Below are 25,653 nucleotides of genomic sequence, written 5' to 3' on the forward strand. Positions count from 1 at the left end.
CTCGGCGGACGCCAGTCTGCCGATCCAGGCCGTCGCCCGCGGCCTGAGTTCCGCGGCGCGGAAGCACGGGCGCCGTCTCAGGTTCGGGCCTGACGCCGCCTCGAGGGCTCGCACGAGACGACGCGACGGCCGGTCGCCCGCCGCGCCGCCGTGTCCGGGACTCAGCTGCTGCGGCGCAGCTCCTCCGCCACGAGGAAGCCGAGCTCGAGCGACTGCATGTGGTTGAGCCGCGGATCACACAGCGTCTCGTAGCGCGACTCGAGCGTCGCCTCGTCGATGAACTCCGAGCCACCCAGGCACTCCGTCACGTCGTCGCCCGTCAGCTCGACGTGCACGCCACCGGGGTGCGTCCCAGCCGCGCGGTGCGCCTCGAAGAAACCCTTCACCTCGTCAACGATGTCGTCGAAGCGGCGCGACTTGTAGCCGTTGGGCGTCGTGATGCCGTTGCCGTGCATCGGGTCAGTGATCCACAGGGGCGTGATCCCCTCCCGCTTCGACGCTTCGAGCAGCGGCGGCAGCGCCTCCCGGATGTTCCCGGCCCCCATGCGCGTGATGAACGTCAGGCGGCCGGGCTCGCGGTCGGGATCGAGGGCATCGGCCAGCTGCATCATCATTTCAGGCGTCGTTGTGGGCCCGAGCTTCACGCCGATCGGGTTGCGCACGTGCCGGAAGAACTCGACGTGCGCCTCGTCGAGGCCGCGCGTGCGCTCGCCGATCCAGATGAAGTGCGCCGACGTGTCGTAGGGCAGGTCGGTGCGAGAGTCGATGCGCGTGAGCGGCCGCTCGTAGTCCATGAGGAGCCCCTCGTGGCCGACGTAGAATTCGACGTCGCGCAGCGACTGGAAGTCGGCGCCGCACGCGGCCATGAACCGGATCGCGCGGTCGATCTCGGCTGCGAGCGCTTCGTAGCGAGCCATCGCGGGGTTGCGCGCGAAGCCCTGGTTCCATTCGTGCACCTCGCGGAGGTCGGCGAAGCCGCCTGTCGTGAAGCCGCGTACGAGGTTCAGCGTCGAGGCCGCCGTGTGGTACCCCCGGAGAATTCGCTCGGGATCGGGGGTGCGCGCATCGCGCGTGAAATCGAAGCCGTTGACGATGTCACCGCGGTACGCCGGCAGCGTCTCATCGCCGCGCGTCTCGATGTCCTTCGAGCGCGGCTTCGCGAACTGGCCCGCCATGCGGCCCATCTTCACGACCGGCATCGACGCGCCGTACGTGAGCACGACCGCCATCTGCAGGATCGTGCGGATGCGCGCGCGGATCTTGTCGGCCGTCGCACCGGCGAACGTCTCGGCGCAATCGCCGCCCTGCAGCACGAACGCCTCGCCCGCGGCGGCCGACGCCAGCCGGTCGCGCAGCCGGTCGACTTCACCCGCGAACACGAGCGGAGGCAGCTTCGTCAGCTCGGCCCGCACGCGCTCGATGTGCGCGGCGTCAGGCCAGTTCGGCTGCTGCTTGATGGGGTAGTCGCGCCAGGCGTCCAGCTCTGGATGCATAGGAGCGGGAGCTGCTGAGGTGCCAAGGGCGCTGTCGAGAATCTGCATGAACCGTTCGTGATCGTTCGTGGCGCCCGGCGATACGGGGCGCGCAAGGAGGATGTGTCCGTCGCCCGAGTGTACTTCGTGGCGGCAGGCGGCGTTGCCTACGCCGCTGAGGCCGAAGGCGACGGTGCGGCGCTCGAACGTGGACCCTCGAGTTGCTGCCGCACCGTCGACGCATAGACGTCGCGAAACTGCTGATCGCCGAGCGCGTGCAACTCGCTCATGATCTCATCGGTGATGGAGCGCAGGAGGAACCGGTCGGCCTTGATGCCGCGATACCGCGAGAAGTCGATGGGCTTTCCGTAGACGACCGCGACCTTGCGAAGACGGGGCACGCTCTCGCCGATCGGCATCACCTTCTCGGTGTCGACCATGACGACGGGAACAACCGTGACGTTCTGCTTCGCCTCGAGCACCATGCGTGCGATACCCGTGCGGCCTCGATACAGGCGTCCGTCAGGGCTGCGCGTGCCTTCCGGGTAGATGCCGAGGACCTCTCCCTTGTCGAGCACCTCGATGCCCTTCTGCAGGGAGGCCTCGCTCTTCTTGCCCCCGGAACGGTCCATCGGCAGCATCCCCGTCGCGAGGAAGAACTGGCGCATCGCCCAACCCTTGACGCCCGTACCCATGAAGTACTCGATCTTGGCGAGGAACGAGACGTGCCGGTTGATCGTCAGCGGCAGGAAGATCGAATCGATCACCGAGAGATGGTTCGAGGCGAGGATGACGGCGCCCTTCTTCGGCACGCTCTCCGCCCCGACGATTTGGAGTCGGAAGGCGCTCTTGAGGATCGGCCCCGCGATGAGGCGGTGCAGCAGCCAATAAAACATCGAACGCTCCCGGGAATGTCGGAGACTCACAGTGTAACGGCGTCGTCATCTCGGTTGAGACGCGATCGCATGCAATCCGGCGTTTGCCGACCTTGCGGCCGATACAGTGAACCGTAGGCCGGGGTATCCGCCCGGCCACACTCACTGTCTATCCAGGCGATCGACGGAGCTCGCCGGAGCTCGATGGGGACCAACGATGCAGCAATTCGAAATGCCGGCCGGTGTCGCGCCGGAGCCCACGTGGAACACGACCGACCTCCTGCTCTCGCAGGTTCGCACCGATCCCGAGCACGCGATCTTCGCCCTGCCCGACGGCGACGGCTGGCGAGACGTGACGGCCGCGGAGTTCCACCGCCAGGTCGCCGAGGTGGCCAAGGGGCTCATCGCCGACGGGGTGGAGCCGGGCGACCACATCGCCTTCATCGGCCAGACGAGCTACGAGTGGACGCTCGTGGACTTCGCGCTGTGGTTCGCGGGCGCCATCATGGTGCCAATCTACGAGACGAGTTCCGCGTCGCAGATCGGCTGGATCATCGAAGACTCGGGCGCCAAGGGGCTCATCACCCACCGGCCGGAGCACGATGAGAAGCTCAGCGAGCTCGGTGAGCTCATCACGGGAATGCGCTTGCGCTACGCCCTGCACGACGACGGCCTCGGCAAGCTGCGGCAGGCGGGCGCGAGCGTCACGGACGAGACGCTCGAGGAGCGCCGCAGCCTCGCGAACGCGGATGACGTCGCGACGCTCATCTACACGTCGGGCTCGACCGGGCGGCCGAAGGGCTGCGTCCTGACCCACTCGAACTTCGTCGAGCTCTCGCGCAACGTGGTCGGTCCGCTCAGCGCCCTCATCCATCGTGAGTCGTCCACGGTGCTGTTCATCACGCTCGCGCACATCTTCGCCCGCTTCATCTCGGTGCTCTGCGTGTACGGCGGCGTCAAGGTCGGCCACCAGCACGACACCACCAAGCTGGTGGAGGCGCTGGGGTCGTTCAAGCCCTCGTTCCTGCTCGCAGTGCCCAGGGTCTTCGAAAAGGTCTACAACTCGGCCGAGCACAAGGCCGAGGTCGGGGGCCGGGGCAAGATCTTTCGGCGCGCCGCCGCCGTTGCCGTCGCGTACTCGCACTCGCTCGACGGGGGACGGACGCCGCTGAGCCTCAAACTGCAGCACAAGCTCTTCGACAAGCTCGTCTACAGCAAGCTGCGCGCCGCGATGGGCGGCCGCGTCGTACACGCCGTCTCGGGATCCGCGCCCCTCGGCGACCGCCTCAGCCACTTCTACCGGGCTATCGGCATGGACATCCTCGAAGGCTACGGCCTCACCGAGACGACCGCCCCGATCTCCGTCAACCGGCCGGAGAAGTTCAAGATCGGCACCGTCGGGCCGCCGCTTCCGGGCGTCTCCGTCAAAATTTCCGACGAGGGCGAGATCTTCGCGAAGGGCATCAACATCTTCCGCGAGTATTGGAAGAATCCGGATGCCACGGCGGAATCGTTCGAAGACGGCTGGTTCAAGACCGGCGACCTGGGCACCCTCGACGAAGACGGCTACATCACCGTCACGGGCCGGTCGAAGGAGATCATCGTCACGTCCGGCGGCAAGAACGTCGCACCGGCCGTCCTCGAAGACCCGATCCGCGCGCATCCGATCATCAGTCAGGTCGTCGTGGTCGGCGACCAGCGCCCCTTCATCTCGGCGCTCGTGACGCTCGACCCGGAGATGCTGCCGAGCTGGCTCGAGGCCCGCGGCCAAGACCCGGACCTGTCGATCGCCGACGCCGCGCACAACGCGACCGTGCTGGCGGCCATCCAAGAGATCGTCGATACGGCGAACTCCCGCGTGAGCCGCGCCGAGTCGATTCGCAAGTTCGTGGTGCTCGACGACGACTTCACGGAGGTGAAGGGCACTCTGACCCCCAAGCTCTCGATCAAACGGCACGCCGTGCTCGAACGGTACGAGCCCGTGATCAAGGGCCTCTACGACGCCGCACCGCCCACGCAGGGCGTGACGCTCCAGTAGCCGCCTAGAACCAGTCGCTCTCGCGCACCTGCTTCAAGGCCATGCGACGCTGTTCCTTGCTGAGCACGTCGAGGTAGACGACGCCGCGCAAATGGTCGGTCTCGTGCTGCAGCATCTGCGCCATGAGACCCTCGCCCTCGAGCACGACCTCCGCGCCCTCGAGGTCGATGCCGCGGGCGCGCGCGAACTCGTACCGCGGCGCCTTCGCCCAAATGCCCGGCACCGACAGGCATCCCTCGTCGATCTCGCGCTGCTCGCCCCATGCCGACTCGAGCACGGGGTTGATGAGATAGCCGACCTCTCCGTCGATGTTGTAACTGAAGACCGCAAGACCGACCCCGATCTGCGGGGCCGCGACGCCGGCCCTCCCCTCCATGTCGGTCGTCTCGAGCAGGTCACGAACGAGCGCCCGGACACCGTCGTCGATGTCGACGATCTGCGCGGCCGGCTGCCGCAGGACGGGGTCGGGGTAGCGCCGGATCTCTCTGACCGTCATGTCACCGCCCCCAAAAGGTAATCCTCGGCCTTCAGCAGCGCGTTCTCGACGATTTCGGACGCGGCCGGATGCGGCCAGTACTGCGATCGCGCGAGGCCACGCACGGACATGCCGTTCGACGCCGCCAGCACGAGGGGCTGCAACAGCACGGGAGCATCCGGACCGATGATATGGGCACCGAGCAGTCGCCCCGTGAGGGCCTCGACCACCAGCTTGCAGCAGCTGTCCCGGTCTTCGAGCGCCCAGCCCCACGCGGTCCAGGCGTACTCGTGCAGCACCTCGAACGCGTCGAAGCCGCACTGCTCGGCCGTCGCGAGGGTCTCGCCGAACCACGCGACCTGCGGCGCCGAGAACACGGCGCTCGGAACCGGCGCGAGGTCGTTCGCGACGAGCTTCACCTCGGGCGCGTCCGGCCCGGCCAGAAGGTTGGCCTGTACGACGCGCGCCTCATGGTTGGCGACGTGCTTCAACTGGTGTGCCGCGTCGATGTCGCCGAGCGCGAAAACGCCCGCCGTCGCCTCGCCTCCGGAAAGCACGCGCTGGTAACGGTCGACGACGAGGCGCCCGTCGGGGTGGTGATCGAAGCCGACGTCCTCGGTGCCGAGCCTGTCGGTGTTCGGCTCGCGGCCGATCGCGACGAGCACGAGCTCGGCCGAGACGGCGCTGCCGTCGCTCAACTCGAGGCGCACGCCGTCGGCCGTCTCGGTCGACGCCACGACGTTGGTCTCGCTCCGCACCTCCCACGAGGCCGCCGCCGCGGCCATGAACCGCCCCTGAAGCTCGGGATCGAGGTCGCGCAGCAGCGTCGATCGCGCGATCTGCACGACCTCGACCCCGAGGCCCTCGAACATCGCGGCGAACTCGACCGCGACGACGCCGCCGCCCACGATCGCGAGACGGGCCGGCAGTGCGTCGATGTGCATGATCTCGTCCGACGTGAGCACGCGCGGCGATGGCGGCACGGCGGGATGCGCGCGGGGACGGGAGCCCGCCGCGATCACGACGCGTTCGGCCCGGATGCGCCGACCGGAGTCGGTCTCGACCTCGCGAGGCGCCGTGAAGCGCACCGACTCGCGCACGAGCGACACATTCGGCTCACCGGAGCGACGATATTCCTCGCCCGACATCGCGATCGCATCGATGCGGCCGAAGACGCGGTCGCGGATCGCGGGCCAGTCGACGTCGATGTGCACGTTCCGCAGGCCGAGCCGCTCGGCGTCGCGCGCGCTCCGGGCGACATCGGCGACGTGGACGAACATCTTGGTGGGGATGCACCCCACGTTCAGGCACGTGCCGCCGAACCAGGGCGCGTCGTCGACGATCGCGATGGAGAGGGCGGACAACTGCGGCGTCGGAATCGAGTTCCCTGAGCCTGCGCCGATGATGAGCAGCTCCACCTCGTCGATTCCGGCGCTCGCCGTGCCCATGTCATTCACTCCCAACAAGCCCCGCACGACTCGCGCCCGGGGCGATGACCAAGAGCAGATCGCCATGCGCGACCTCGCTCGGCGAGTCGATCGCCAACCGCTCTACCGTACCGGCCACCGGGGCGGTAATTCCCGCCTCCATCTTCATGGCCTCGATGGTGGCGACCGTCGCCCCCCGCTCGACGGTCTGGCCGGGTTCCGCGTGCAGCGTCACGACGCCCGAGAACGGCGCCGGAACGTGCCCGTTATTGCCCGGGTCGGCGCGCTCCCGCTCGGCGGCGTCGGCCGTTATCGATCGGTCGCGAACGAACACGGGGCGAAGCTGGCCGTTCAGCGTCGCCATGACCGTGCGCATCCCCGCCTCGTCGGGCTCGCCGATCGCCTCGAGCCCCACGTAGAGCTGCACGCCGGGCGCGATGTCGATGACGTGCTCCTCACCGGGCTCAAGGCCGTAGAGGTAGTCGAGCGTGTCGAGCACCGACAGGTCGCCGAAGAGCTCGACCGTGTCCTCGAAGATGCTCGTGGGCCCCGGGAAGAGCAGGCGGTTGAGGGTGCGGCGCCGCGTTGCACTGTCGCCGTCGAGCGCGGCCTCGTCATCCGCCGAGATCTCGGTGTCGCGCACCTGCACCTCACGGCCGGCGAGCACGCGCGACCGGAACGGCTCCGGCCAGCCGCCCGGGAGCTCGCCGAGCTCGCCGGCCATGAATCCGATCACCGAGTCGGGAACGTCGTACGCGCCCGGGTTCGCCTCGAAATCAGCCGGGTCGGCGTCGACGGCGACGAGATGCAGGGCCAGGTCGCCGACGACCTTCGACGAAGGGGTCACCTTGGGGATGCGGCCGAGAATGCGATCGGCCGCCGCGTACATGTCCTCGATGCGTTCGAAATCGTCGGCGAGGCCGAGCGCGATGGCCTGCTGGCGAAGGTTCGAGAGCTGGCCGCCGGGGATCTCGTGCGTGTACACGCGGCCCGTCGGACCGGGCAGGCCCGATTCGAAGGGTCGGTAGACGAGACGAACGGCCTCCCAGTAGGGCTCGAAGTCGGTGACGCGCTCGAGGTCGATGCCGGTGTCGCGCTCGCAGTTCGCGAGGGCGGCGACAAGCGCCGAGAGACTCGGCTGGCTGGTCGTGCCCGACATCGGCGCGCTCGCAGCGTCGACCGCGTCGACGCCGGCCTCGCTCGCGGCGAGCAACGTGGCGAGCTGACCGCCCGCCGTGTCGTGGGTGTGCAGGTGCACCGGCAGGTCGAAGCGTGCGCGGAGCGCCGAGACGAGCGTGCGCGCCGCCTGTGGGCGGAGCAGCCCGGCCATGTCCTTGATCGCGATGATGTGGGCACCGGCGTCGACGATCTGCTCGGCGAGCCGCAGATAGTAGTCGAGCGTGTACAGCGTTTCGTCGGGGTTCGAGAGGTCGCCGGTGTAGCACAGGGCGACCTCGGCGACCGACGTGCCCGTCTCGAGCACCGAGTCGATCGCGGGGCGCATCTGCGACACGTCGTTGAGGGCGTCAAAGATGCGGAAGATGTCGATTCCGGTCGACGTTGCCTCGCGCACGAACGCGTCGGTGACCTTGGCGGGATATGGCGTGTATCCGACCGTGTTGCGGCCCCGCAGGAGCATTTGCAGGGGGATGTTCGGCACGGCTTCGCGGAGTGCGGCGAGGCGATCCCACGGATCCTCGCCGAGGAACCGCAGGGCGACGTCGTAGGTCGCGCCGCCCCACGCCTCGATCGACAGCAGCTCCGGAGTCTGTCGCGCGAGGTGCGGCGCGATCGTCACGAGATCCTTGGTGCGGACGCGCGTCGCCAAGAGGGATTGATGCGCGTCGCGGAATGTCGTGTCGGTGACCGCGAGCGACGTGCGTTCCCGGAGCTCGGCTGCGAAGCGCGCGGGTCCGAGGTCGAGCAGCCGCTGCCGGCCGGCGTCGGGGGCCGGGCGCGCGAGGTCGACCGCGGGCAACTTCGATCGAAGTTCGACGCTCGTGGGCCGATTGCCGTTCGGCGCATTGACCGTGACGTCGGCGAGCCAGTTCATGAGCTTGGTCCCGCGGTCGCGCGAGCGCTTGTACCGCATCAACTGCGGGCGCTCCTCGATGAAGCTCGTCGACACGTCGCCGCGCTGGAAGTCGGGGTCGGCGAGCACCTGCTGCAGGAATGGGATATTGGTGGCAACGCCGCGGATGCGGAACTCGGCGAGCGCGCGTTGCGCGCGCGCCGTCGCCGCTTCGAAGCTGCGACCTCTGGCCGTGAGCTTCGCGAGCATCGAGTCGAAGTGCGGCAACACCTCGGCGCCCGTCGCGATCGTGCCGCCGTCGACGCGGATGCCGGAGCCACCCGCCGAGCGGTACGTCGTGATGGTCCCCGTGTCCGGGCGGAAGTCCTGGGTCGGGTCTTCCGTCGTCAGCCGGCACTGCAGTGCGACCCCGTGCATCCGGATCTCTTCCTGGCTCAGCCCGAGGTCGGTGAGCCGCTCCCCCGCCGCGATGCGCATCTGCGCCTGGACGAGATCGACGTCGGTGATCTCCTCCGTGACGGTGTGCTCGACCTGGATCCGCGGGTTCATCTCGATGAAGACGTGGTCTCCCGCCCGCTCGCCCGCGGTGTCGACGAGGAACTCGACGGTCCCCGCGTTGACGTAGTCGATCGATCGCGCGAAGGCGACCGCGTCGCGGTAGAGCGCTTCACGGATGCCGTCGTCCAGGTTCGGCGCCGGGGCGATCTCGATGACCTTCTGGTGTCGCCGCTGCACGGAGCAGTCGCGCTCGAACAGGTGAACGGTCTCGCCGTGCGCATCGGCCAGCACCTGGACCTCGATGTGCCGGGGCCGCAGCACGGCCTGCTCGAGGAACATGGTCGCGTCGCCGAAGGCCGTCTCGGCCTCCTTCATGGCAGACTCGAGCGCCGCCCGCAGGTCTTCCCGGCGCTCGACGCGACGCATGCCGCGCCCGCCGCCGCCCGCAACGGCCTTCGCGAAGATCGGGAAGCCGATGTCATCGGCCGCCGCGAGGAGCGCCTCGATGTCGGTCGTCGGATCGGACGAGGCGAGCACGGGCACGCCGGCGGCGATCGCCTGCTGCTTCGCCGTGACCTTGTTGCCCGCCGACTCGAGCACCCGGGGCGGCGGACCGATGAAGGTGATGCCGTTCTCGGCGGCCGCACGCGCAAGGTTGGGATTCTCGCTGAGGAAGCCGTAGCCGGGGTAGATCGCGTCGGCCCCGCTCATGCGCGCCACGCGGATGATCTCGTCGACGTCCAGGTAGGCGCGGACCGGATGTCCGATGTCGCCGATCTGATACGCCTCGTCCGCCTTCAGGCGGTGCAGCGAATTCCGATCCTCGTAAGGGAAGACGGCGACCGTGCGGACTCCCAGTTCAACGGCCGCGCGAAAACCGCGGATCGCAATCTCGCCGCGGTTCGCTACGAGGATCTTCCTGAACATCTGTGCCGCCCTCCTGCGCGTCATCGCGCATGTTCTGCCAGTGGCAGACAGCCTAAAGGCAGCCCCGCCCCTCGGACGCGCACGGCATCCGCGGGAGCTCGCGGTCTAGAGTGACCGGGATATGTTCGTGCTCAGCATCTCGTCATTGAAGGGCGGCGTCGGCAAGACGACCGTCACCCTCGGCATCGCGTCAGCCGCGTGGGCGCGCGGACTCCGCACGCTCGTCGTCGACCTCGATCCTCAGGCGGACGTCTCGACCGGAATGGACGTCCAGGCCGACAACGCCGCGAGCGTCGCCGATGTGTTGGGCTCGCCGAAGTCCGAGACGGTGCGCCGCGCCATCGTGCGGTCCGGGTGGGCGCGTGGGAACAATCGCGTGATCGATCTCATGATCGGCAGTCCGTCATCGATCACGTTCGACGGTCCGCATCCTTCGGTCCGCGACATCTGGCGTCTCGAGGAAGGGCTCGCCATCGTCGAGGAGGATTACGACCTCGTGCTCATCGACTGCCCGCCCTCGCTCAACGCCCTGACGCGCACGGCATGGGCGGCGTCGGACAGGGTGGCGATCGTGACGGAGCCTGGACTGTTCTCGGTCGCGGCAGCCGATCGCGCTCTGCGGGCGATCGAGGAGATCCGCCGGGGCCTGTCGCCGCGACTGCAACCGATGGGCATCATCGTCAACCGCACGCGCATGCAGTCGGTCGAGCACCAGTTCCGAGTGAAGGAGCTGCGAGAGATGTTCGGGCCGCTCGTGCTCGCGCCGCACCTGCCCGAGCGCACGTCGTTGCAGCAGGCGCAGGGTGCCGCGAAGCCCGTCCACCTGTGGCCCGGTCCGAGCTCGGAGGAGATGGCCGAGCACTTCGATCGGCTCATGGAGCGCATCATGCGCACGGGGCGCCTCGGGCACTACGCGGCGCTCGGCGGGCGTGAGCACCGAGAAGCCGCGCCCCGGGGCGGGAACTAGTCGGCGCGACTCGGGCGCGCGGCTAGCTCGCGCGGCTCGCGCGACGTACGGCGAGCTCGTCCATCGGGTCGACCGTCTGCTCTTCGAAATCGACGAGTGTCGACTCGACCTCGCGCAGCACGTGGCCGACCGAGATGCCGAAGACGCCCTGGCCGCGATGCACGAGGTCGATGACCTCGTCATTCGACGTGCAGAGGTACACGGAAGCGCCGTCGGACATCAACGTCGTCTGAGCGAGATCGACGACGCCCGACTCGCGCAGCTGATTGACGGCGGTGCGGATCTGCTGCAACGAGATCCCCGTCTCGAGCAGGCGCTTGACGAGCTTGAGGACGAGGATGTCGCGGAACGAATAGAGGCGCTGCGAACCCGACCCCTTCGCCCCGCGAACGGTCGGTGTCACGAGGTCGGTGCGCGCCCAGTAATCGAGCTGTCGGTACGTGATCCCCGCGGCTCGGGCGGCGACGGCGCCGCGGTAGCCGGAGTTCGGGTCGAGGTCTGGCAGGCCGTCGGTGAACAGCAACTCCGACGGTGGGGCCCCCGCTTGCCCCTCTTCTCGTGCGCTCATTCCCTCGCCCTTTCGTTGGAATCGACTCGGAACCCGAGCCGCGCATCGACGGATGTGCAGCCATTCCTGCGCCGAATGCCTGTTACTGATGTGACTGGAGTGAACTCCTGCACCTACGCTACCGAGTCTGTCGCGGTCTCGTGGTATTCGGCCGATGCCACGCGGGTGTGTCGCATGTCGATCAGCGTCAGTCTACGCCGCGGCACCCCGGGTGACCAGGGCAGAATGACAGTCGTGTGAGTCGGAGCCCGGGCGCATCGCGGCCCTGCGCGGCGCCCCGCGCCTCCGCACCCTGTGGCGGGTTCCGCACCTAGCGCTCGTCGCCGCCGAGCAGTTCGCGAACCCCCTGGCGCACCAGGGTGCGGCGCACGGTCGAGAGCAGTTCGGCGAGTTCGCCGGCGCGCTCGTCGGCCCGCTCGCGAGCGCCGGGCTCGGATCGCCGCGCGGCTGCAGGGGGCAGCACTTGCTCGACGAGACCGAGCTCATGCTGGGCCGCCGTCTTGAACGGGCGGAGGTGCCGAGGGCCGATGCCACTGCGGTCGAGTTCGACGAGCGTCGCGAGCATCGTCGCATCATCCGCCGAGAAACGCGCGCCGGGACCGATGAGGCCCGCGGCGACCGCCTGGTCGAGCAGCGCCCCGGTCGCACCCGTGCGCTCGAGCAAACCGCCGCGATCGAGGTCGTCGCCGTGCGCCAGCATCGTCGCCGTGCGCGGCGCCCGCGACCCCGGCAGCTCAGGCTCGAGCCCTCGGTCGACCTGGTCGAGGTACTCGCCGATGACCTTCAGCGGAAGGTACAGATCGCGCTGCATCGTGAGGATGCGCCGGATGCGGTCGACGTCATCGGTCGAGTACTTGCGATACCCGGATGCGCTTCTCGCCGGGTGCAGGAGGCCTTTGTCCTCGAAGAAACGGAGCTTCGAGCTCGTGAGATCGGGGAAGTCGCTGCAGAGACGCTGCAGGACCTGGCCGATGCTGAGGCGCGGCGTCGACGGCGCGGGCCCACTGCTGGCAGCGGCGCGGGCCGCCACGGTCACTCCCCGCTCAGGGTTGCCGGTGCGACCGACGTGTCGAGCGGCGAGCTGTAGAAGGTGAGGCGGAACTTGCCGACCTGCACCTCGCCGCCGTTGACGAGCTCCACCTGGTCGATGCGCTCGCCGTTGTAATACGTGCCGTTGAGCGACCCGAGGTCGCGCATCGTGAAGCGGCGCCCGTTGCGGGTGAACTCGGCGTGCCGCCGTGAGACGGTCACGTCGTCGAGGAAGATCTCCGCGTTCGGGTGGCGCCCGGCCACCTGCGAGTCGGTGTCGAGCAGGAAGCGCGCGCCGACGTTCGAGCCGCGGCGGACGATGAGGAGCGCCGATCCACTCGGGAGGGCGCTGATGGAGTCCATCTCCTCTTTTGACACGCCGCCGGCGATGAGCGCGGCGAGCTGTGCGGAGAAGTCGCCCGTGAACGACATCGTCGACGACTCCTGCCCATCGCTGCCCTCGTTGGGGCGCGACGAATCTGCAGCAGCGTCGGGATGCGTCATGTGGTCCTCCTCAGTAGGTCACTCAGCGTAGCGGACGGCGGGCGCGCGTCGACGACGGCCTCCCCGCTCCGGAACACGGCATTCTTGCGCGACAGGCTGGGAAACAGCGCTGCTGACGGCCGCTCTGTGCTTACACTCCGCTGCGTGCGAACACGGAATGATGCGAGCCGCGATCTCGATGACCGCTATGCCGGCGACCCCGTTGCCCGTATGCGCAGCGGTGGGACGCCGAGCACGCCGCGCGACGTGCCCATGGCGCGCGGGTTGTTCCTCGAAGACGCCGCGAGCGGCTTCTACGGCGAGCTCGTCGGCGCCGAGGCCGACATCGTACGGCTGCGAGACTTCGACGGCCAGGAGCGCGCGTTCCCCCGCAACGGTCTGTTTCTGCTCGACGACGAGCCCGTGCGTCTCGTGGCGCCCCAGCGGGCCCCGACGCGCAGCGGGGAGGGGGGACGGGTCGCTCCCGGTCGCGCACGCAGCGCATCAGGCTCGTTCCATGTGGCGGGTGCGCGGGCCCGCGTCGCCCGCGCGGGCCGCATCTTCGTCGAGGGCAAGCACGACGCCGAGCTCGTCGAGAAGGTGTGGGGGCACGACCTTCGCATCGAAGGCGTCGTCGTCGAACTGCTCGACGGCGCTGACCACCTCGACGACGCGCTGCGCGCGTTCGGGCCGGGGCCACGGCGGCGCGTCGGCGTGCTGCTCGACCACCTGGTCGACCGTTCGAAAGAGCGACGCATCGCCGACGCCGTGACCGCGAAGTACGGGAACGACGCCCTGCTCGTGCTTGGGCATCCGTACGTCGACGTCTGGCAGGCCGTGCGACCGCAACGGCTCGGACTGCAGGAATGGCCGACGATCCCGATGGGCGAGTCGTGGAAGCACGGCATCCTCCGACACCTCGGCTGGCCGCGGGAGGAGCAGGCCGACGTCGCGCGGGGCTGGCAACGCATCCTCGGCCGCGTTCGCGACTACCGCGACCTCGAGCCGAGCGTGAGCGGTCGCGTCGAGGAGCTCATCGACTTCGTGACCGCGGCGCCGCAGTAAATGCGCCCTCGAGCCGCCGAGCGACGGTCGGCGTCAACTCGCGGGATGCTGCGCGGGCGGGCGCGGATCGGGCGTCGAAGCCGTGAGGTAGCGCGCGGCGTAGACGCCGGCCGCGACGACGTGCAGGACCGTGCCGGCCATGAGCGCCCAGAAGGTGATCATCCGCAGCGGCTCGTCTGGAACCAGGGGCGCGAACGAGAGCAGGTGCAGCGGCATCGCCGCCATCAGCACGGCAGTGCGCAACTTGCCGACGAAATTGACGTGGCCCCCGAGCACGCGCGACATCCGTGTCAGCCCGATTGTGCCGAGCGCGAGGTCGCAGACGGCGATGGTGACCACGACGATCCACGGGAGGTAGCCGAAAGTTGCGAGCGCGACGCCGATGAGCACGATGCCGACGCGATCGGAGACCGGGTCGAGGATCTCGCCGACGCGCGAGACCTGCCCGAGTCTGCGCGCGAGCGCGCCGTCGATCCAATCGGTCGCACCGAACACGGCCAGGCTGATGGCCGCGGCGATCTGGAGATCCGGTTGTGCGATGAACCAGACCGTCACGGGCACGCACACGAGCAGGCGAAGCAGCGTGACTGCGTTCGGGATCGTGAGCCACCGATTCGTCGGCGGCAGCAGCGACGGGTCGCCCTGCGGCGGCGTCGACGCGGCTTCCCCCAGTCCCGGGGTTGATGGCGCGTCGTGAGGCATACGTCCATTCTCGCAAGTCCGGGCGACGTGCGCACCAGGTTGCGCACATGTCGGACGGGCGGTCTACCGTCGGCGACGTGAGAATCCTGCACACGTCCGATTGGCACCTCGGCAGAACCTTCCACGGCCACTCCACGCACGAGGCGCTCTCGGGTGTGCTCGCGGCGCTCCCCGATCTCGTCCGCGAGCACGACGTCGACGTCGTCGTCGTCGCGGGCGACGTCTTCGATTCGTCCGTACCCTCGGCCGAGAGTCTGCAGACGCTCGAGCGCGTCCTGCTCGGTCTCCGCGACACCGGCGCCACGATCGTGGTGATCAGCGGCAACCACGACTCCCCCACCAGACTCGGCTTCCAGTCGGTGTGGGCCGAGCGCGCCGGAGTGCATGTGCGCACCCACCCAGAGCGGCTCGACGAGCCCGTCGTCGTGGCCGACGCGCACGGCGACGTCGAGCTCTATCCCGTGCCCTTCTTGGAGCCCGCGCTCCTGCGGCACCGCGTCGGTGATGTGCCGATGGCGTCGCAGGCCGACGCCCTCCGCTGGGCCCTCGGACGCGTTCACGCAGCGGTCGAACAGCGCCGGGGTGCCCTCGCCGATTCCGGGGCCGCCGGCGGCCCCGCCGCGACGCGCGCGGTCGTCGTCTCCCACTGCTTCGCCGTCGGGGTGAGCCCCGAGGCCCCCACGATCGACGTCGAACGGGACATCACGGCCGGCGGCATCGACCTCGTGCCGCTCGATGTCTTCGATGGCATCGACCTCACGCTCCTCGGGCACGTGCACGGGCGTGCCGAGCTTTCGCCGCGGGTCAGATACTCGGGCGCCCCGCTGCACTTCTCATTCAGCGAGGCACGCAAGCCGCGCGGCGCGTGGCTCATCGACCTCGGGCCCCGTCGCCCCGGGTCCGACGACGAGCTCGCCGAGGTCGCGGCGACCTGGGTCGACCTGCCCGTCCCTCGCCCGCTCGCCGAACTCCGGGGCACGCTCCGCGAATTGCTCGACGACGCGGCGCACGAGTTCGCGCGTGATCACTGGGTCAAGGCCGTCGTGACCGACAGCATTCGGCCGCTCGATTCCATGCGGCGCCTGCAGACCCGCTTCGCCCACTGCGCGCTGCTCGAGTTCGACCCCGAAGATCGCGCGCACCGCACCGGGGCGACGTACGGGCAGCGGGTGCGTGGCGCCCGCGGTGACGTCGATCTCGTCAACGCGTTCCTCGAGCACGTCCGCGGAGCGGGACTCGACGAGCACGAGCGGGGCGTCGTCGTCGATGCGCTCGCGGATCTCGACGGAGCGGGCCGATGAGGGTCGATTCGCTCCGGGTGGCCGGAATCGGCCCCTTCCGCACCGAGCAGGTCGTCGACTTCCGCGCGTTCGCGGGCGATGGGCTGTTCCTCATCGCCGGCAAGACGGGCGCGGGCAAATCGAGCATCCTCGACGCCATCGTGTACGCGCTGTACGAGCGTCTCCCGCGCTACGACGTGAGGGGCACCGAGCGGGCCATCCGCAGCGACCACGCCGAGCCGGGCGACCCCTCGTTCGTGGAGGTGGTGTTCGAGGTGGCGCAGGGACGCTACCGCGTCAGGCGGTCACCCGAGTACGCGCGGCCGAAGGCGCGCGGCGATGGCATGACCCTCACGAAAGCCCACGCCGAACTCTGGGAGTGGCGGGAACCAAGCGGATCCGCACAGGTCGACGAGCCGAGTCGCCGCGCGCTTGAGCCCGACGGCGCCCCCTTGCCCGACGGTGACCCCCGGCCCGATGGTGACTGGGTCGGCGTGGCGGCGAAGCCCCGCGAGGTGGGACAACGCCTGGCGTCGTTGCTGCCGCTCACCGCCGAGGAGTTCCTGCAGGTCGTGCTCCTGGCGCAGAACCGGTTCCACGAGTTCCTCGTCGCCGACTCGGCCGAGCGAACTACCCTCCTGCGCGCGCTCTTCGCGACGCACCGGTTCAACGGGCTCGCCGAGCGCGTCGATGCCCGAAGGCGGGTCGCCGGCGCGACCTTCGAGCGCGCGATGGCGATCGTCGACGACCACGAGCGACAGTTCGCGCGACTCGAGCAGCAGACGAACGAGACCCACGCGCGGCTGACACCCGATTCGACAGCGGCGCTCGACACGTCGTCGGTGACCGACCCGTCCGCCGACCCCCGCACCGCACCGCACCTCGCGGTGCGAATCGACTCCGCGTCCGTGCGAACCGCGCGGCTCGTGGCATCCGCCGCGGCCGCGCGGGCCGAGGCCGACGACGAGGTAGCCGCGGCCGAGGACGATCTGGCGAAGGCGCGAGCCGTGGCCGACCGCCAGCGACGCCGCGACAGCGCCCTCGCCGAGCTGCGACGCCTCGAGGGCCGGCGAGCCGAGGTCGATCGCGACCGCGAACGCCTGCGAAACGCCGCCATCGCCGCCCCGTTGATGCCGCTCGTCGAAGCCGGCGAGCGGACGGATCGCGCCAGCGACCGAGCCGCGCAAACCGCCGCGCAAGCGCTCTCGCGCGACCGCCGGTACGCGAGCCATCCGGCGGTGCTTCGTGGGGCCGGGCCCGACGATCCCGCGCACCCCGCGCACGCGTCGGCCGCCGCGGCCGCGGCCGCGGACGCCGAGCGCCGACGTGACGAGGCATCGTCGCGACTGGGCCTCCTCGAGCCCGTTGCCCACGAGGAGCGCAATCGGACGACGATGGCGCGTGATCTCGAACGTGCGCGCCGCGCGGTCACCGAGGAGGCCGAGCGTCTCCAATCGGTTCGCCGGCGGCTGACCGACGCGCCATTGGCTCGTCGCACGCTCGAGGAGCGCCTGGCCGGCCACGCGCAGATCGCGGCCACAGAGCAACGCGCGACCGCCGACCTCTCCGCGGCCGAGGCCGCCCGGGCCGCGGCGCTCCGGGCCGAGCGCATCTCGGCCAGGTTGGCAGACGCCGAACGTGCGCGCGGCGAAGCTCGGCTCGCCGCCGACCGCGCCGTCGAGCATCACAACGAGCTGCTGCGTGCACGCATCGACAACGCGGTCGCCCTGCTGGCGGCCAACCTTCAGTCGGGCGCACCGTGCCAGGTGTGCGGCAGCACCGAGCATCCGGCTCCCGCCCTCGACGGTCCCGGAGGCGAGCTCGCCGCAGACGTGAGTGATGCGGCGCTCCGGAGCGCCGGAGACGCCGCCGATGCGGCGAGGTCAGCCCTTGAGCTGGCGCAGGAGATCCTCGACGCGATCGAGGACGAGCTGCGGGAGGCGAGCCGCGAGGCCGGGCCTCGCTCGGTCGACCAGCACGACGAGGCGGTCGCGGCCGCCCTCGCGGCACGCGACGCGGCGGCCGAGGCGATTCGTCTGCGCGATGAGACGGTGGAAGCGATCGCGGCGATCGACCAGAGCCTCGCGTCGGACAACGACCAGTTCGAGCGACTGACCGCGAGCCAGCACGACCGGCTCATCGACGTGGCGAATCGTGAGCGGACATTGGCCGAGCTCGACGAGCGCCTCGCGCGACTATGCGGCGATCATGCGAGCGTGGCAGACGCGCTGGCCGACGCCCGTGCGGAACGTGACGAGGCGGCGACGACGGCCCGAGCGCTGCGCGAACTCCTCGAGACCGACCGCGCCAGGGATGACTCGAGGGCCGAACTCGGCCGCGCGATGAGCGAGCTCGACGTCAACGGCTCCTTCGCCGACATTCGAGACGACCTCGACGACGATGGCTGGAATCGCCGCCTCGGCGCCGTACGCGCTGCGCATCTCGCGCCGCATGATCGGGAGGAACTCGAAGCGAAGGTCCGCGGCTTCGACGACCGCCTGACGGCCACGACCGCGCGGCTCGACGAGCCCGACCTCGCCGGATTGCCCACCGAGCCCGTCGACCTCGACGCCCCGGCCGAGCGTCGCCAGCGCGCCGTCGAGACACGCGACCGCGCCTTGGCGCTCAGCGGCGACCTCGGGCGAATCGTCGGCGACCTCCGCGAACTCGGGCAGACGGCTCGGCGCGCCGTCGCCGACGCCGAGGCGGAGCGCGACCGGCACGACCGATTGCGCCGCCTGGCCGACGCCCTGCGAGGCCAGCAGACGAACGAGTTGCGCATGTCGCTCGAGACCTTCGTGCTCGCGGCGCAGATGGAGGAGATCGTCGAGGCGGCCAACGAGCGGCTCGCCAGCATGACCTCTGGGCGCTACCGCCTCGAACACGACGACGCACGCCGAAAGGGAGGTGGGGCATCCGGCCTCGGATTACGCGTGCTCGACGCCTACACGGGCCGCGACCGCCCCACGCGCTCACTATCGGGCGGCGAGACCTTCCTGGCGTCCCTCGCGCTAGCGCTCGGTCTCAGCGACACCGTCACCGCCCAGGCCGGGGGCGTGCGGCTCGACACGCTGTTCATCGACGAAGGATTCGGCTCACTCGACACTGAGACGCTCGAGGTCGCGATGGCGACGCTCGATGCCCTGCGAGCGGGCGGACGCACGGTCGGCGTTATCAGCCATGTCGAGGCGATGCACGAGCAGATCACCGCACGGCTCGAGGTGCGCGTGACGCAACGCGGCGACAGCATCATCGAGCAGCGCTGACCCCGCCGGGCGGTGTGCCCGGCGGGCGGCGCCGGCGCTAGTAGGCCACGCCGAAGCGGGTGCGGTGGTGCTTCGGCTGTTCGATCTCGTCGGCGAACGCGATCGCGAAGTCGGCGCCCGAGATATTGGAGTTGCCCTCGGCATCCGTCAGGAGCACGTCGCCGCCCGTGCGGTAGCTGCCGGTGCGCTCGCCCGGGTTGTAGCTCCCGAAGCCCGCCGCCGGGCTCACGTAGAACCAGTCGGCCGCGCCGTCATACGCGCGCAGGTGCTCGAGCGCCTCGCCCGCCGCGCCTGCCTCGCCCTTGAACGCGTCGGGAAAGTCCGGGGTGTCGATGAGCTTCGGGCCGTCTTCGGCCACGTTCAGGCTGCCCGCTCCGCCGACAATGCCAACTCGCGCCCCGCGCTCGGCGGCGACATCGAGGAGCGTCGGGAACGCCTCGACAAGGTTTGGCTCGTCGCCATTGTTGAACCGCAGGGCGACGACGACCACGTCGGCGCCCTCGGTCACCTCCCGCACGAACGCGCCGTCGAAGATGGACCCGGCTCGGGCCTCACCGTTGTCCGGCGCCTGCTCGGCCTCGATCGAACGCGAAACCGCGACGATGCGGTGGCCCCGCGACGCGAGCTCGCGCGCGATGTTGCCCCCGGCGTAGCCGGTGGCGCCGAAAACGACGATCTGAGACATGGATGCTCCCTTGTGCTGATATCAGGCGATACGGCTGCCTGCATGCGGACGTTCGACTGCAGCGTGACCGTGCGAGCCACGTTGCCCGACCAATCCCTACCACGACGCCGCCGCGGGCCGGGCGAACATTACCGCGTACGACACCTCGATGCGTGGCGGCGAGTGCTCGTACCCTAGCGTTGGAGGCATGCCGTCGCTCGATCGCACTCCCGTCTATGTCCTCCACGACAACCCCGAGTGGATCCCGCCGCTTGCGGAGGCGTTCACCGCCGAAGGCGTCGAGCTCATCGAGTGGCCGCTGACGGGAGGGGCCATCGACCTCGCGGCCCCGCCCCCTCCTGGCGTGTTCTGGTCGCGCCTGAGCGCCTCGTCGCATACCCGCGGCAACGTGCACGCCAAGGAGCAGGCGCGCGCGACCCTGCGGTGGCTCGAGAGCCACGGGCGCCGCGTCGTCGGCGGCAGCGATGTGCTCGAGCTCGAGGTGAGCAAGGTCGCGCAACACGCGGCCCTGCGCGGTGCCGGTTTCGACGTGCCCCGCACGATCGCGGTTTTCGTGAGCGCCGAGGGTGCCGACCCGCGCGAGCAAGCCCGAACGCTCCAGGCGCCGTTCATCACGAAGCACAACCAGGGTGGCAAGGGCCTCGGCGTGCAGCGCTTCGACTCGCACGACGAGTTCGACGCTGCCTGGGAGGCCGGCTCGGTCGAGCAGCCCGTCGACGGCATCCTGCTGCTGCAGGAGTACATCGCGTCGGCGGAGCCCTTCATCACCCGTGCCGAGTTCGTCGGCGGCCAGTACCTTTACGCCGTGCGCGTCGACACCTCCGGCGGCAGCTTCGAGCTGTGCCCCGCTGAGGCGTGCGCGCTCCCCCAGCCCGGCCTGGCCCCGGCGACCTGCGCCGTGCCGGGTGCGCCGGACCCCGACGGGCCGATCGTGAGCGCGAGCGAGCCCGCCGCTCCCGAGGCGCGCCCCATGTTCGAGCGGCGAGACGATGTGGACGCCGATCATCCCCTCATCACCCAGCTCACCGCATTCCTGCGCGCCGCGGGCATCGAGATCGCCGGCGTCGAGTTCATCGAGACGGCCGACGGGCGCCTCGTGCCGTACGACATCAACACCAATACGAACTACAACCCGGACGTCGAGTCCGACGGGTCGGTCTCGGGTGCCCGTGCGGTCGCGCGGTTCCTCGGCGGGCTTCGGGGCGAAGCGGCGAGTGGCTCGAACACCGACTCGCCGGTCGCTGACGCGCGAGGCGGATTATCGCCGGCGCTGGCGCTCACCTGACCGGCACGCGAGCCTCCGCCGGCCCGCCCGCACCCAGCGTGGTACGCCGTGCCCGGTGTCCGCGCCGGGCACGGTGACGCGCGGGGCACGGCGGTTCGCAGGGCCGCCACCCCCGTCCCCCTCTCCACCAGTCCCCACTCCACCCGCCCCCCATTCCACAGGTCACGGCCACCCGGGCGTCGCGGCCGACACCGGCCACACGCAGGTCACGCACGCGGTGCGCATCGAGAAAGGTCACCAATGAGGTTCGGCTATTGGACCCCCACGTCCGGGGGCTGGCTGCGCAACGTCGCCGAAGAGGACGAGCGCACGCCGCTCACGTTCGAGCACCTGCGCGAGATCGCCCTGGCCGCTGAGCGCGGCGGCTTCGACGTCACGCTGGTGCCCGAGCTCAACCTCAACGACCTGCGGGGACAGGAGGGGCCCGTCTTCGACGCGTGGGCGACCGCGACCGCGCTCGCCGCCACGACCTCCTCACTCGAGGTCATGGTCGCGATGCGTCCGACGTATCACCTGCCGGTCGCGCTCGCGGCGAAACAGGCGGCAACGATCCAGGCGATCGCGGGCGGCCGCCTCACTCTCAACCTCGTCTCGTCGTGGTGGGCGGAGGAGGCCCGGCAGTACGGCGCTGAGTTCAGCGCGCACGACGACCGCTACCGGCTGACGTCCGAGTACGTCGAGGTGCTGCGAGGCCTCTGGACGGAGACGCCGTACTCGTTCACCGGCACGCATTTCTCGCTCGACGGCACCTACCTCGAGCCCAAGCCGCAAACCCTCCCACTCATCTACGCCGGGGGCGAGAGCGAAGCGGGCCGGGCATCCATCACGGGTTTCGCCGACGCCTACCTCACGCACGGCGGCACGGTGGAGGAGCTCGCCGCGAAGATCGACGACATGCGACGTCGCCGCGAAGAGGCCGGGCGCCCGCCGTTCGCGCACTTCGGCATGGCCGCCTTCGCGATCGTGCGCGACACGGAGGAGGAGGCGCAGGCCGAGCTCGAGCGCATCACCAACGTGCGTGAAGGCGCCGCCTACGAGTCGTACCGCGATTTCGTGTCGAAGTCGAAGCTCGACGTCGAGATCTCGCTGCGCGACTACTCCGTGTCGAACAGGGGGCTGCGCCCCAACTTCGTCGGCACACCGCAGCAGGTCGCCGACCGCATTCGCGAATACGAGGCGGTCGGCGTCGACACGCTGCTGATCCAGTTCTCGCCGGCGCTGACCGAGCTCGAGCGGTTCGGCGAGCAGGTCGTGCCCCTCGTCAACGATGCGGCGTCGGGCGAATGACGCCGTCACCGACCGGCCGGGGCCCGGCCGAGCCGACCTACGACTTCCACGGCTTCGGCTTCGAGACCCGCCAGGTGCACGCCGGTGAGGTGCCCGAGCGCAACTACGGGGCCCGGATCCCACCCATCTACCTGTCGAACGCCTTTCGATTCGACAGCTTCGACCAGGCCGCGGCCCGCTTCGACACGTCGGAAGACGGCCAGCTGTACTCGCGCGACCTCAACCCGACGAACATGGTCGCCGAACGCCGGATCGCCGCCCTCGAGGGCGGCACGGAGGCCGTGCTGGTGTCGTCGGGCCAGGGCGCGATTGCCGCGACGATGCTCGCGCTCTGCAAGGCCGGCGACCACTTCGTCACGACGGCGAGCATCTACAGCGGCACGCGCATCCTGTTTCAGAACGCGATGGCGGACGCCGGGGTCGCCTTCACCGACGTGTGGGACTGGACCGACGAAGCAGCCTGGGCCGCAGCGATCACGCCGCGGACCAGGGCGATCTTCACCGAGTCGATTCCGAATCCGAAGAACGACGTCATCGACATCGCCGCCATCGCCCGCGTCGCCCGAGCGCACAGCCTCCCGCTCGTGGTCGACAACACGATCGCGACGCCGTATCTCTCGCGGCCCCTCGAGCACGGGGCCGACATCGTCGTGCACTCCTCGACCAAGTTCCTCGGCGGGCACGGCACGGCGATCTCGGGCGTCATCGTCGATGGCGGCCGATTCGACTGGGGCGCCGTCGCCGATCGCTACCCGCGGCTCGCCCTGCCGCCGGCGCCCGGCAAGCGGTCGCCGCTCGAACAGTACGGCGACCGCGCGTTCGGCATGTACGCACGGCACACGTCGGTCAACGAGTTCGGGTTCGCGGTGTCGCCCATGAACGGGTTCCTGCTACAGCAGGGCATCGAGACCCTGTCGCTGCGCATGGAGCAGCACCTGGCCAACTCGATCGCGATCGCCACGTGGCTCGAAGGCCAGCCCGAGGTCGAGTCGGTCGACTATGCAGCGCTCGCCTCGAGCCCCCACCGCCAAATCGCCGATCGCTGCTACGGGGGCCGTCCCGGCAGCGTCTTCGCATTTACGGTGCACGGCGGAAAGGACGCCGCCCGCGCCGTCTTTGACCGGGTCGAGCTGTGGAGCCGCATGACGAACATCGGTGACGTGCGTTCGATGATCCTGCACCCCGCAACCACGACGCACGCGGGCTTCACGCAGGAGACACGCGACCGGCTCGGCATCGGCGACGGCCTGCTGCGACTCTCGGTCGGTATCGAAACGGTCGACGACCTCATCGCCGACCTGCGACGCGGGCTCGACGCGGTCGCCGCGGACGCCGAGGGGTGAGCTGACCCGCGACCAGACCTGGCGTACACCCCTCGCTGCGTTCCATGGCGTTTGCGCGGTACCTCCCCAGGGAAACCCGGAACGGCACATTTGCTCCCGGGCGGCGATGTCCGGAATGCTGGGAAGACGCGCGGCCACCGACGGCTCTGCGCGAGATCGGAGCACAACCATGCAGCAGGTCAAGGGTGTCATCTCACGGGCGAAAAACGCGCCCGTCGAGTTGGTCACGATCAACATCCCCGCCCCGGGCCCCGGTGAGGCCGTCGTCAAGGTGCAGGCATGCGGCGTGTGCCACACCGACCTGCACTACAAGCAGGGTGGAATCGGCGACGAGTACCCGTATCTCCTCGGGCACGAGGCCGCCGGCATCGTCGAAGCCGTCGGCGAAGGCGTCACGGGGGTCGCCCCGGGCGACTTCGTGATCTTGAACTGGCGCGCCGTCTGCGGCGAATGCCGGGCGTGCAAGCGCGGACGGCCGTGGTACTGCTTCAACACGTACAACGCGACGCAGAAGATGACGCTGGAGGACGGCACCGAACTGAGCCCGGCGCTCGGCATCGGCGCCTTCGCTGAGAAGACGCTCGTGCACGCGGGACAGTGCACGAAGGTCGATCCGGACGCCCGCCCCGCGGCCGCCGGCCTGCTCGGCTGCGGTGTCATGGCCGGCCTCGGCGCCGCCATCAATACGGGCGGCGTCGGCCGCGGCGACTCGGTCGCCGTGATCGGCTGCGGCGGTGTCGGTACCGCCGCGATCGTCGGCTCGGCGCTCGCCGGCGCGGCCAAGATCATCGCCGTCGACCTCGACGACCGCAAGCTCGAGCAGGCGAGGTCGCTCGGGGCGACGCACACCGTCAACTCGAAGGAGCGGGACGCGGTCGAGGCCATCCGCGAACTGACCGACGGCAACGGCGCGGATGTCGTGATCGAGGCCGTCGGCCGCCCCGAGACGTACACGCAAGCGTTCTACGCGCGCGACCTCGCTGGCACGGTCGTGCTCGTCGGCGTGCCGACGCCCGACATGCAGCTCGAGCTGCCGCTGCTCGACGTGTTCGGCCGGGGCGGCTCGCTCAAATCCAGCTGGTACGGCGACTGCCTCCCGACGCGCGACTTCCCGATGCTCATCGACCTCTACCAGCAGGGGCGCCTCGACCTCGACGCCTTCGTGAGCGAAGAGATCGGCATCGGCGACATCGAGGCCGCGTTCGAGAAGATGCATCGGGGCGACGTGCTGCGCAGCGTGGTGATCGTGGACGACGTCGACGAGCACGCCGCCTCGCCCTCGACGCCGGCGGGGGCACGCGCATGACCGCCCGCATCGACCACGCCGTCACGAGCGGCACGTTCTCGCTCGACGGGCAGACGTTCGACGTCGACAACAACGTGTGGATCCTCGGCGACGACACCGAGTGCATCGTGATCGACGCGCCGCACGACGTGCAGGCGATCCGGGATGCGGTCGGTGGGCGAACCGTGAAGGCGATCGTGTGCACACACGCGCACGACGACCACGTCCGGTACGCGCGCGAACTCGCCGACGCGGTCGGCGCGCCCGTGCTCCTCAACCCGGCCGACCTGGAGGTGTGGCACCTGACGCACGACACCGCCCCCGACGGCGAGCTCACGGATGGGCAGGAGCTCGAGATCGCGGGCACGACGGTGCGCGTGCTGCACACGCCAGGCCACTCCCCCGGCTCTTCGTGCCTCTACGTGGAAGAGCTCGGCACGGTCTTTACCGGCGACACCCTGTTTAACGGAGGTCCCGGCGCGACCGGTCGCAGCTTCTCCAGTTGGGACGTGATCCTCGAGTCGATCAACACGGTGCTGTTCGCGCTGCCCGACGACACGGTCGTCAAGACGGGGCACGGCGACGACACCACGATCGGGGCCGAGCGCGCGAACGTGCCCGCCCCCGGCACCCCGAAGCCCGAGTAGCTCGGCGCGCCCGGCCG

20 protein-coding genes are annotated in these 25,653 nt (G+C 69.8%); 10 read left to right on the top strand and 10 right to left on the bottom strand.

Annotation, left to right across the window (positions count from 1 at the left end):
• Nucleotides 1–161 precede the first annotated feature (161 nt).
• The gene (locus F8O04_RS08750; RefSeq protein ID WP_373285857.1) at nt 162–1,541 is read right to left on the bottom strand and encodes a class II 3-deoxy-7-phosphoheptulonate synthase; all 1,380 of its coding nucleotides are present in this window, start codon (nt 1,539–1,541) and stop codon (nt 162–164) included.
• Nucleotides 1,542–1,639: 98 nt separating this feature from the next.
• Nucleotides 1,640–2,368 (bottom strand): lysophospholipid acyltransferase family protein, encoded by a 729-nt coding sequence (locus tag F8O04_RS08755; protein WP_158028848.1) that lies wholly within the window; start codon nt 2,366–2,368, stop codon nt 1,640–1,642.
• Between the two features lie 196 nt (nt 2,369–2,564).
• Here F8O04_RS08755 and F8O04_RS08760 point away from each other — a divergent pair, with 196 nt between their 5' ends.
• Nucleotides 2,565–4,385, top strand: coding sequence for an AMP-dependent synthetase/ligase (locus tag F8O04_RS08760; protein ID WP_158028849.1), 1,821 nt, complete (start codon nt 2,565–2,567; stop codon nt 4,383–4,385).
• A gap of 4 nt (nt 4,386–4,389) precedes the next feature.
• Here the strand turns inward: F8O04_RS08760 and def are convergent, their stop codons facing one another.
• The 3 genes from def to F8O04_RS08775 are packed head-to-tail and all read right to left on the bottom strand — an operon-like array spanning nt 4,390 to nt 9,744.
• Entirely contained in the window at nt 4,390–4,881 is a 492-nt protein-coding gene (gene def / locus F8O04_RS08765; protein WP_158028850.1) for a peptide deformylase, read from the bottom strand.
• Nucleotides 4,878–6,308: a mycothione reductase gene (locus tag F8O04_RS08770; protein ID WP_225734927.1), complete on the bottom strand. Its 1,431-nt coding sequence runs from the start codon at nt 6,306–6,308 to the stop codon at nt 4,878–4,880. The genes def and F8O04_RS08770 overlap by 4 nt, the downstream gene beginning before the upstream one ends.
• Before the next feature lies 1 nt (nt 6,309).
• On the bottom strand, nt 6,310–9,744 hold the full coding sequence (locus tag F8O04_RS08775) for a pyruvate carboxylase (RefSeq protein WP_158028851.1): 3,435 nt from the start codon (nt 9,742–9,744) through the stop codon (nt 6,310–6,312).
• 121 nt (nt 9,745–9,865) lie between these two features.
• Here F8O04_RS08775 and F8O04_RS08780 point away from each other — a divergent pair, with 121 nt between their 5' ends.
• Nucleotides 9,866–10,711: a ParA family protein gene (locus F8O04_RS08780; protein ID WP_158028852.1), complete on the top strand. Its 846-nt coding sequence runs from the start codon at nt 9,866–9,868 to the stop codon at nt 10,709–10,711.
• Between the two features lie 22 nt (nt 10,712–10,733).
• Here F8O04_RS08780 and F8O04_RS08785 read toward each other — a convergent pair whose 3' ends face one another.
• The 3 genes from F8O04_RS08785 to F8O04_RS08795 all read right to left on the bottom strand — a co-directional run bounded on the left by F8O04_RS08785 (nt 10,734) and on the right by F8O04_RS08795 (nt 12,812).
• A complete protein-coding gene (locus F8O04_RS08785) occupies nt 10,734–11,279 on the bottom strand; it encodes a MerR family transcriptional regulator (RefSeq protein WP_158028853.1) in 546 nt (181 codons plus the stop codon).
• Between the two features lie 310 nt (nt 11,280–11,589).
• On the bottom strand, nt 11,590–12,309 hold the full coding sequence (gene ftsR, locus F8O04_RS08790) for a transcriptional regulator FtsR (protein ID WP_158028854.1): 720 nt from the start codon (nt 12,307–12,309) through the stop codon (nt 11,590–11,592).
• A 2-nt stretch (nt 12,310–12,311) separates the two neighbouring features.
• Nucleotides 12,312–12,812, bottom strand: coding sequence for an FHA domain-containing protein (locus tag F8O04_RS08795; RefSeq protein WP_158028855.1), 501 nt, complete (start codon nt 12,810–12,812; stop codon nt 12,312–12,314).
• Nucleotides 12,813–13,022: 210 nt separating this feature from the next.
• Here F8O04_RS08795 and F8O04_RS08800 point away from each other — a divergent pair, with 210 nt between their 5' ends.
• Entirely contained in the window at nt 13,023–13,856 is an 834-nt protein-coding gene (locus F8O04_RS08800) for a DUF3097 family protein (protein WP_229741712.1), read from the top strand.
• Nucleotides 13,857–13,889: 33 nt separating this feature from the next.
• Here F8O04_RS08800 and F8O04_RS08805 read toward each other — a convergent pair whose 3' ends face one another.
• Nucleotides 13,890–14,558, bottom strand: a complete 669-nt coding sequence (locus F8O04_RS08805; RefSeq protein ID WP_158028857.1) for a CDP-alcohol phosphatidyltransferase family protein — start codon at nt 14,556–14,558, stop codon at nt 13,890–13,892.
• A 77-nt stretch (nt 14,559–14,635) separates the two neighbouring features.
• Between F8O04_RS08805 and F8O04_RS08810 the strand changes: the two genes are divergently transcribed.
• Together F8O04_RS08810 and F8O04_RS08815 are read left to right on the top strand one after the other, a co-directional pair.
• A complete protein-coding gene (locus F8O04_RS08810; RefSeq protein WP_158028858.1) occupies nt 14,636–15,859 on the top strand; it encodes an exonuclease SbcCD subunit D in 1,224 nt (407 codons plus the stop codon).
• Nucleotides 15,856–19,104, top strand: a complete 3,249-nt coding sequence (locus F8O04_RS08815) for an AAA family ATPase (RefSeq protein WP_158028859.1) — start codon at nt 15,856–15,858, stop codon at nt 19,102–19,104. The genes F8O04_RS08810 and F8O04_RS08815 overlap by 4 nt, the downstream gene beginning before the upstream one ends.
• A gap of 37 nt (nt 19,105–19,141) precedes the next feature.
• On the opposite strand, the gene F8O04_RS08820 is transcribed toward F8O04_RS08815, so the two are convergent.
• Complete coding sequence (locus F8O04_RS08820; protein WP_158028860.1) at nt 19,142–19,789, bottom strand: NAD(P)-dependent oxidoreductase; 648 nt, start codon at nt 19,787–19,789, stop codon at nt 19,142–19,144.
• 187 nt (nt 19,790–19,976) lie between these two features.
• Between F8O04_RS08820 and F8O04_RS08825 the strand changes: the two genes are divergently transcribed.
• The 5 genes from F8O04_RS08825 (at nt 19,977) to F8O04_RS08845 (ending at nt 25,636) form a co-directional block, all read left to right on the top strand.
• The gene (locus F8O04_RS08825; RefSeq protein ID WP_225734929.1) at nt 19,977–21,074 is read left to right on the top strand and encodes an ATP-grasp domain-containing protein; all 1,098 of its coding nucleotides are present in this window, start codon (nt 19,977–19,979) and stop codon (nt 21,072–21,074) included.
• A 240-nt stretch (nt 21,075–21,314) separates the two neighbouring features.
• Nucleotides 21,315–22,361 carry an LLM class flavin-dependent oxidoreductase gene (locus F8O04_RS08830; RefSeq protein WP_158028861.1) on the top strand — a complete coding sequence of 349 codons (1,047 nt, stop codon included), beginning with the start codon at nt 21,315–21,317 and terminating at the stop codon, nt 22,359–22,361.
• Nucleotides 22,358–23,704, top strand: coding sequence for an O-acetylhomoserine aminocarboxypropyltransferase/cysteine synthase family protein (locus tag F8O04_RS08835; protein ID WP_158028862.1), 1,347 nt, complete (start codon nt 22,358–22,360; stop codon nt 23,702–23,704). The genes F8O04_RS08830 and F8O04_RS08835 overlap by 4 nt, the downstream gene beginning before the upstream one ends.
• Before the next feature lie 169 nt (nt 23,705–23,873).
• Nucleotides 23,874–25,010 (top strand): S-(hydroxymethyl)mycothiol dehydrogenase, encoded by a 1,137-nt coding sequence (locus F8O04_RS08840; protein WP_158028863.1) that lies wholly within the window; start codon nt 23,874–23,876, stop codon nt 25,008–25,010.
• Nucleotides 25,007–25,636, top strand: a complete 630-nt coding sequence (locus F8O04_RS08845; RefSeq protein ID WP_158028864.1) for an MBL fold metallo-hydrolase — start codon at nt 25,007–25,009, stop codon at nt 25,634–25,636. Before F8O04_RS08840 ends, F8O04_RS08845 begins: the two co-directional genes overlap by 4 nt.
• The last annotated feature ends 17 nt before the right edge of the window (nt 25,637–25,653 follow it).

Source organism: Pseudoclavibacter endophyticus, from assembly GCF_008831085.1.
Lineage (GTDB): Bacteria > Actinomycetota > Actinomycetes > Actinomycetales > Microbacteriaceae > Pseudoclavibacter > Pseudoclavibacter endophyticus.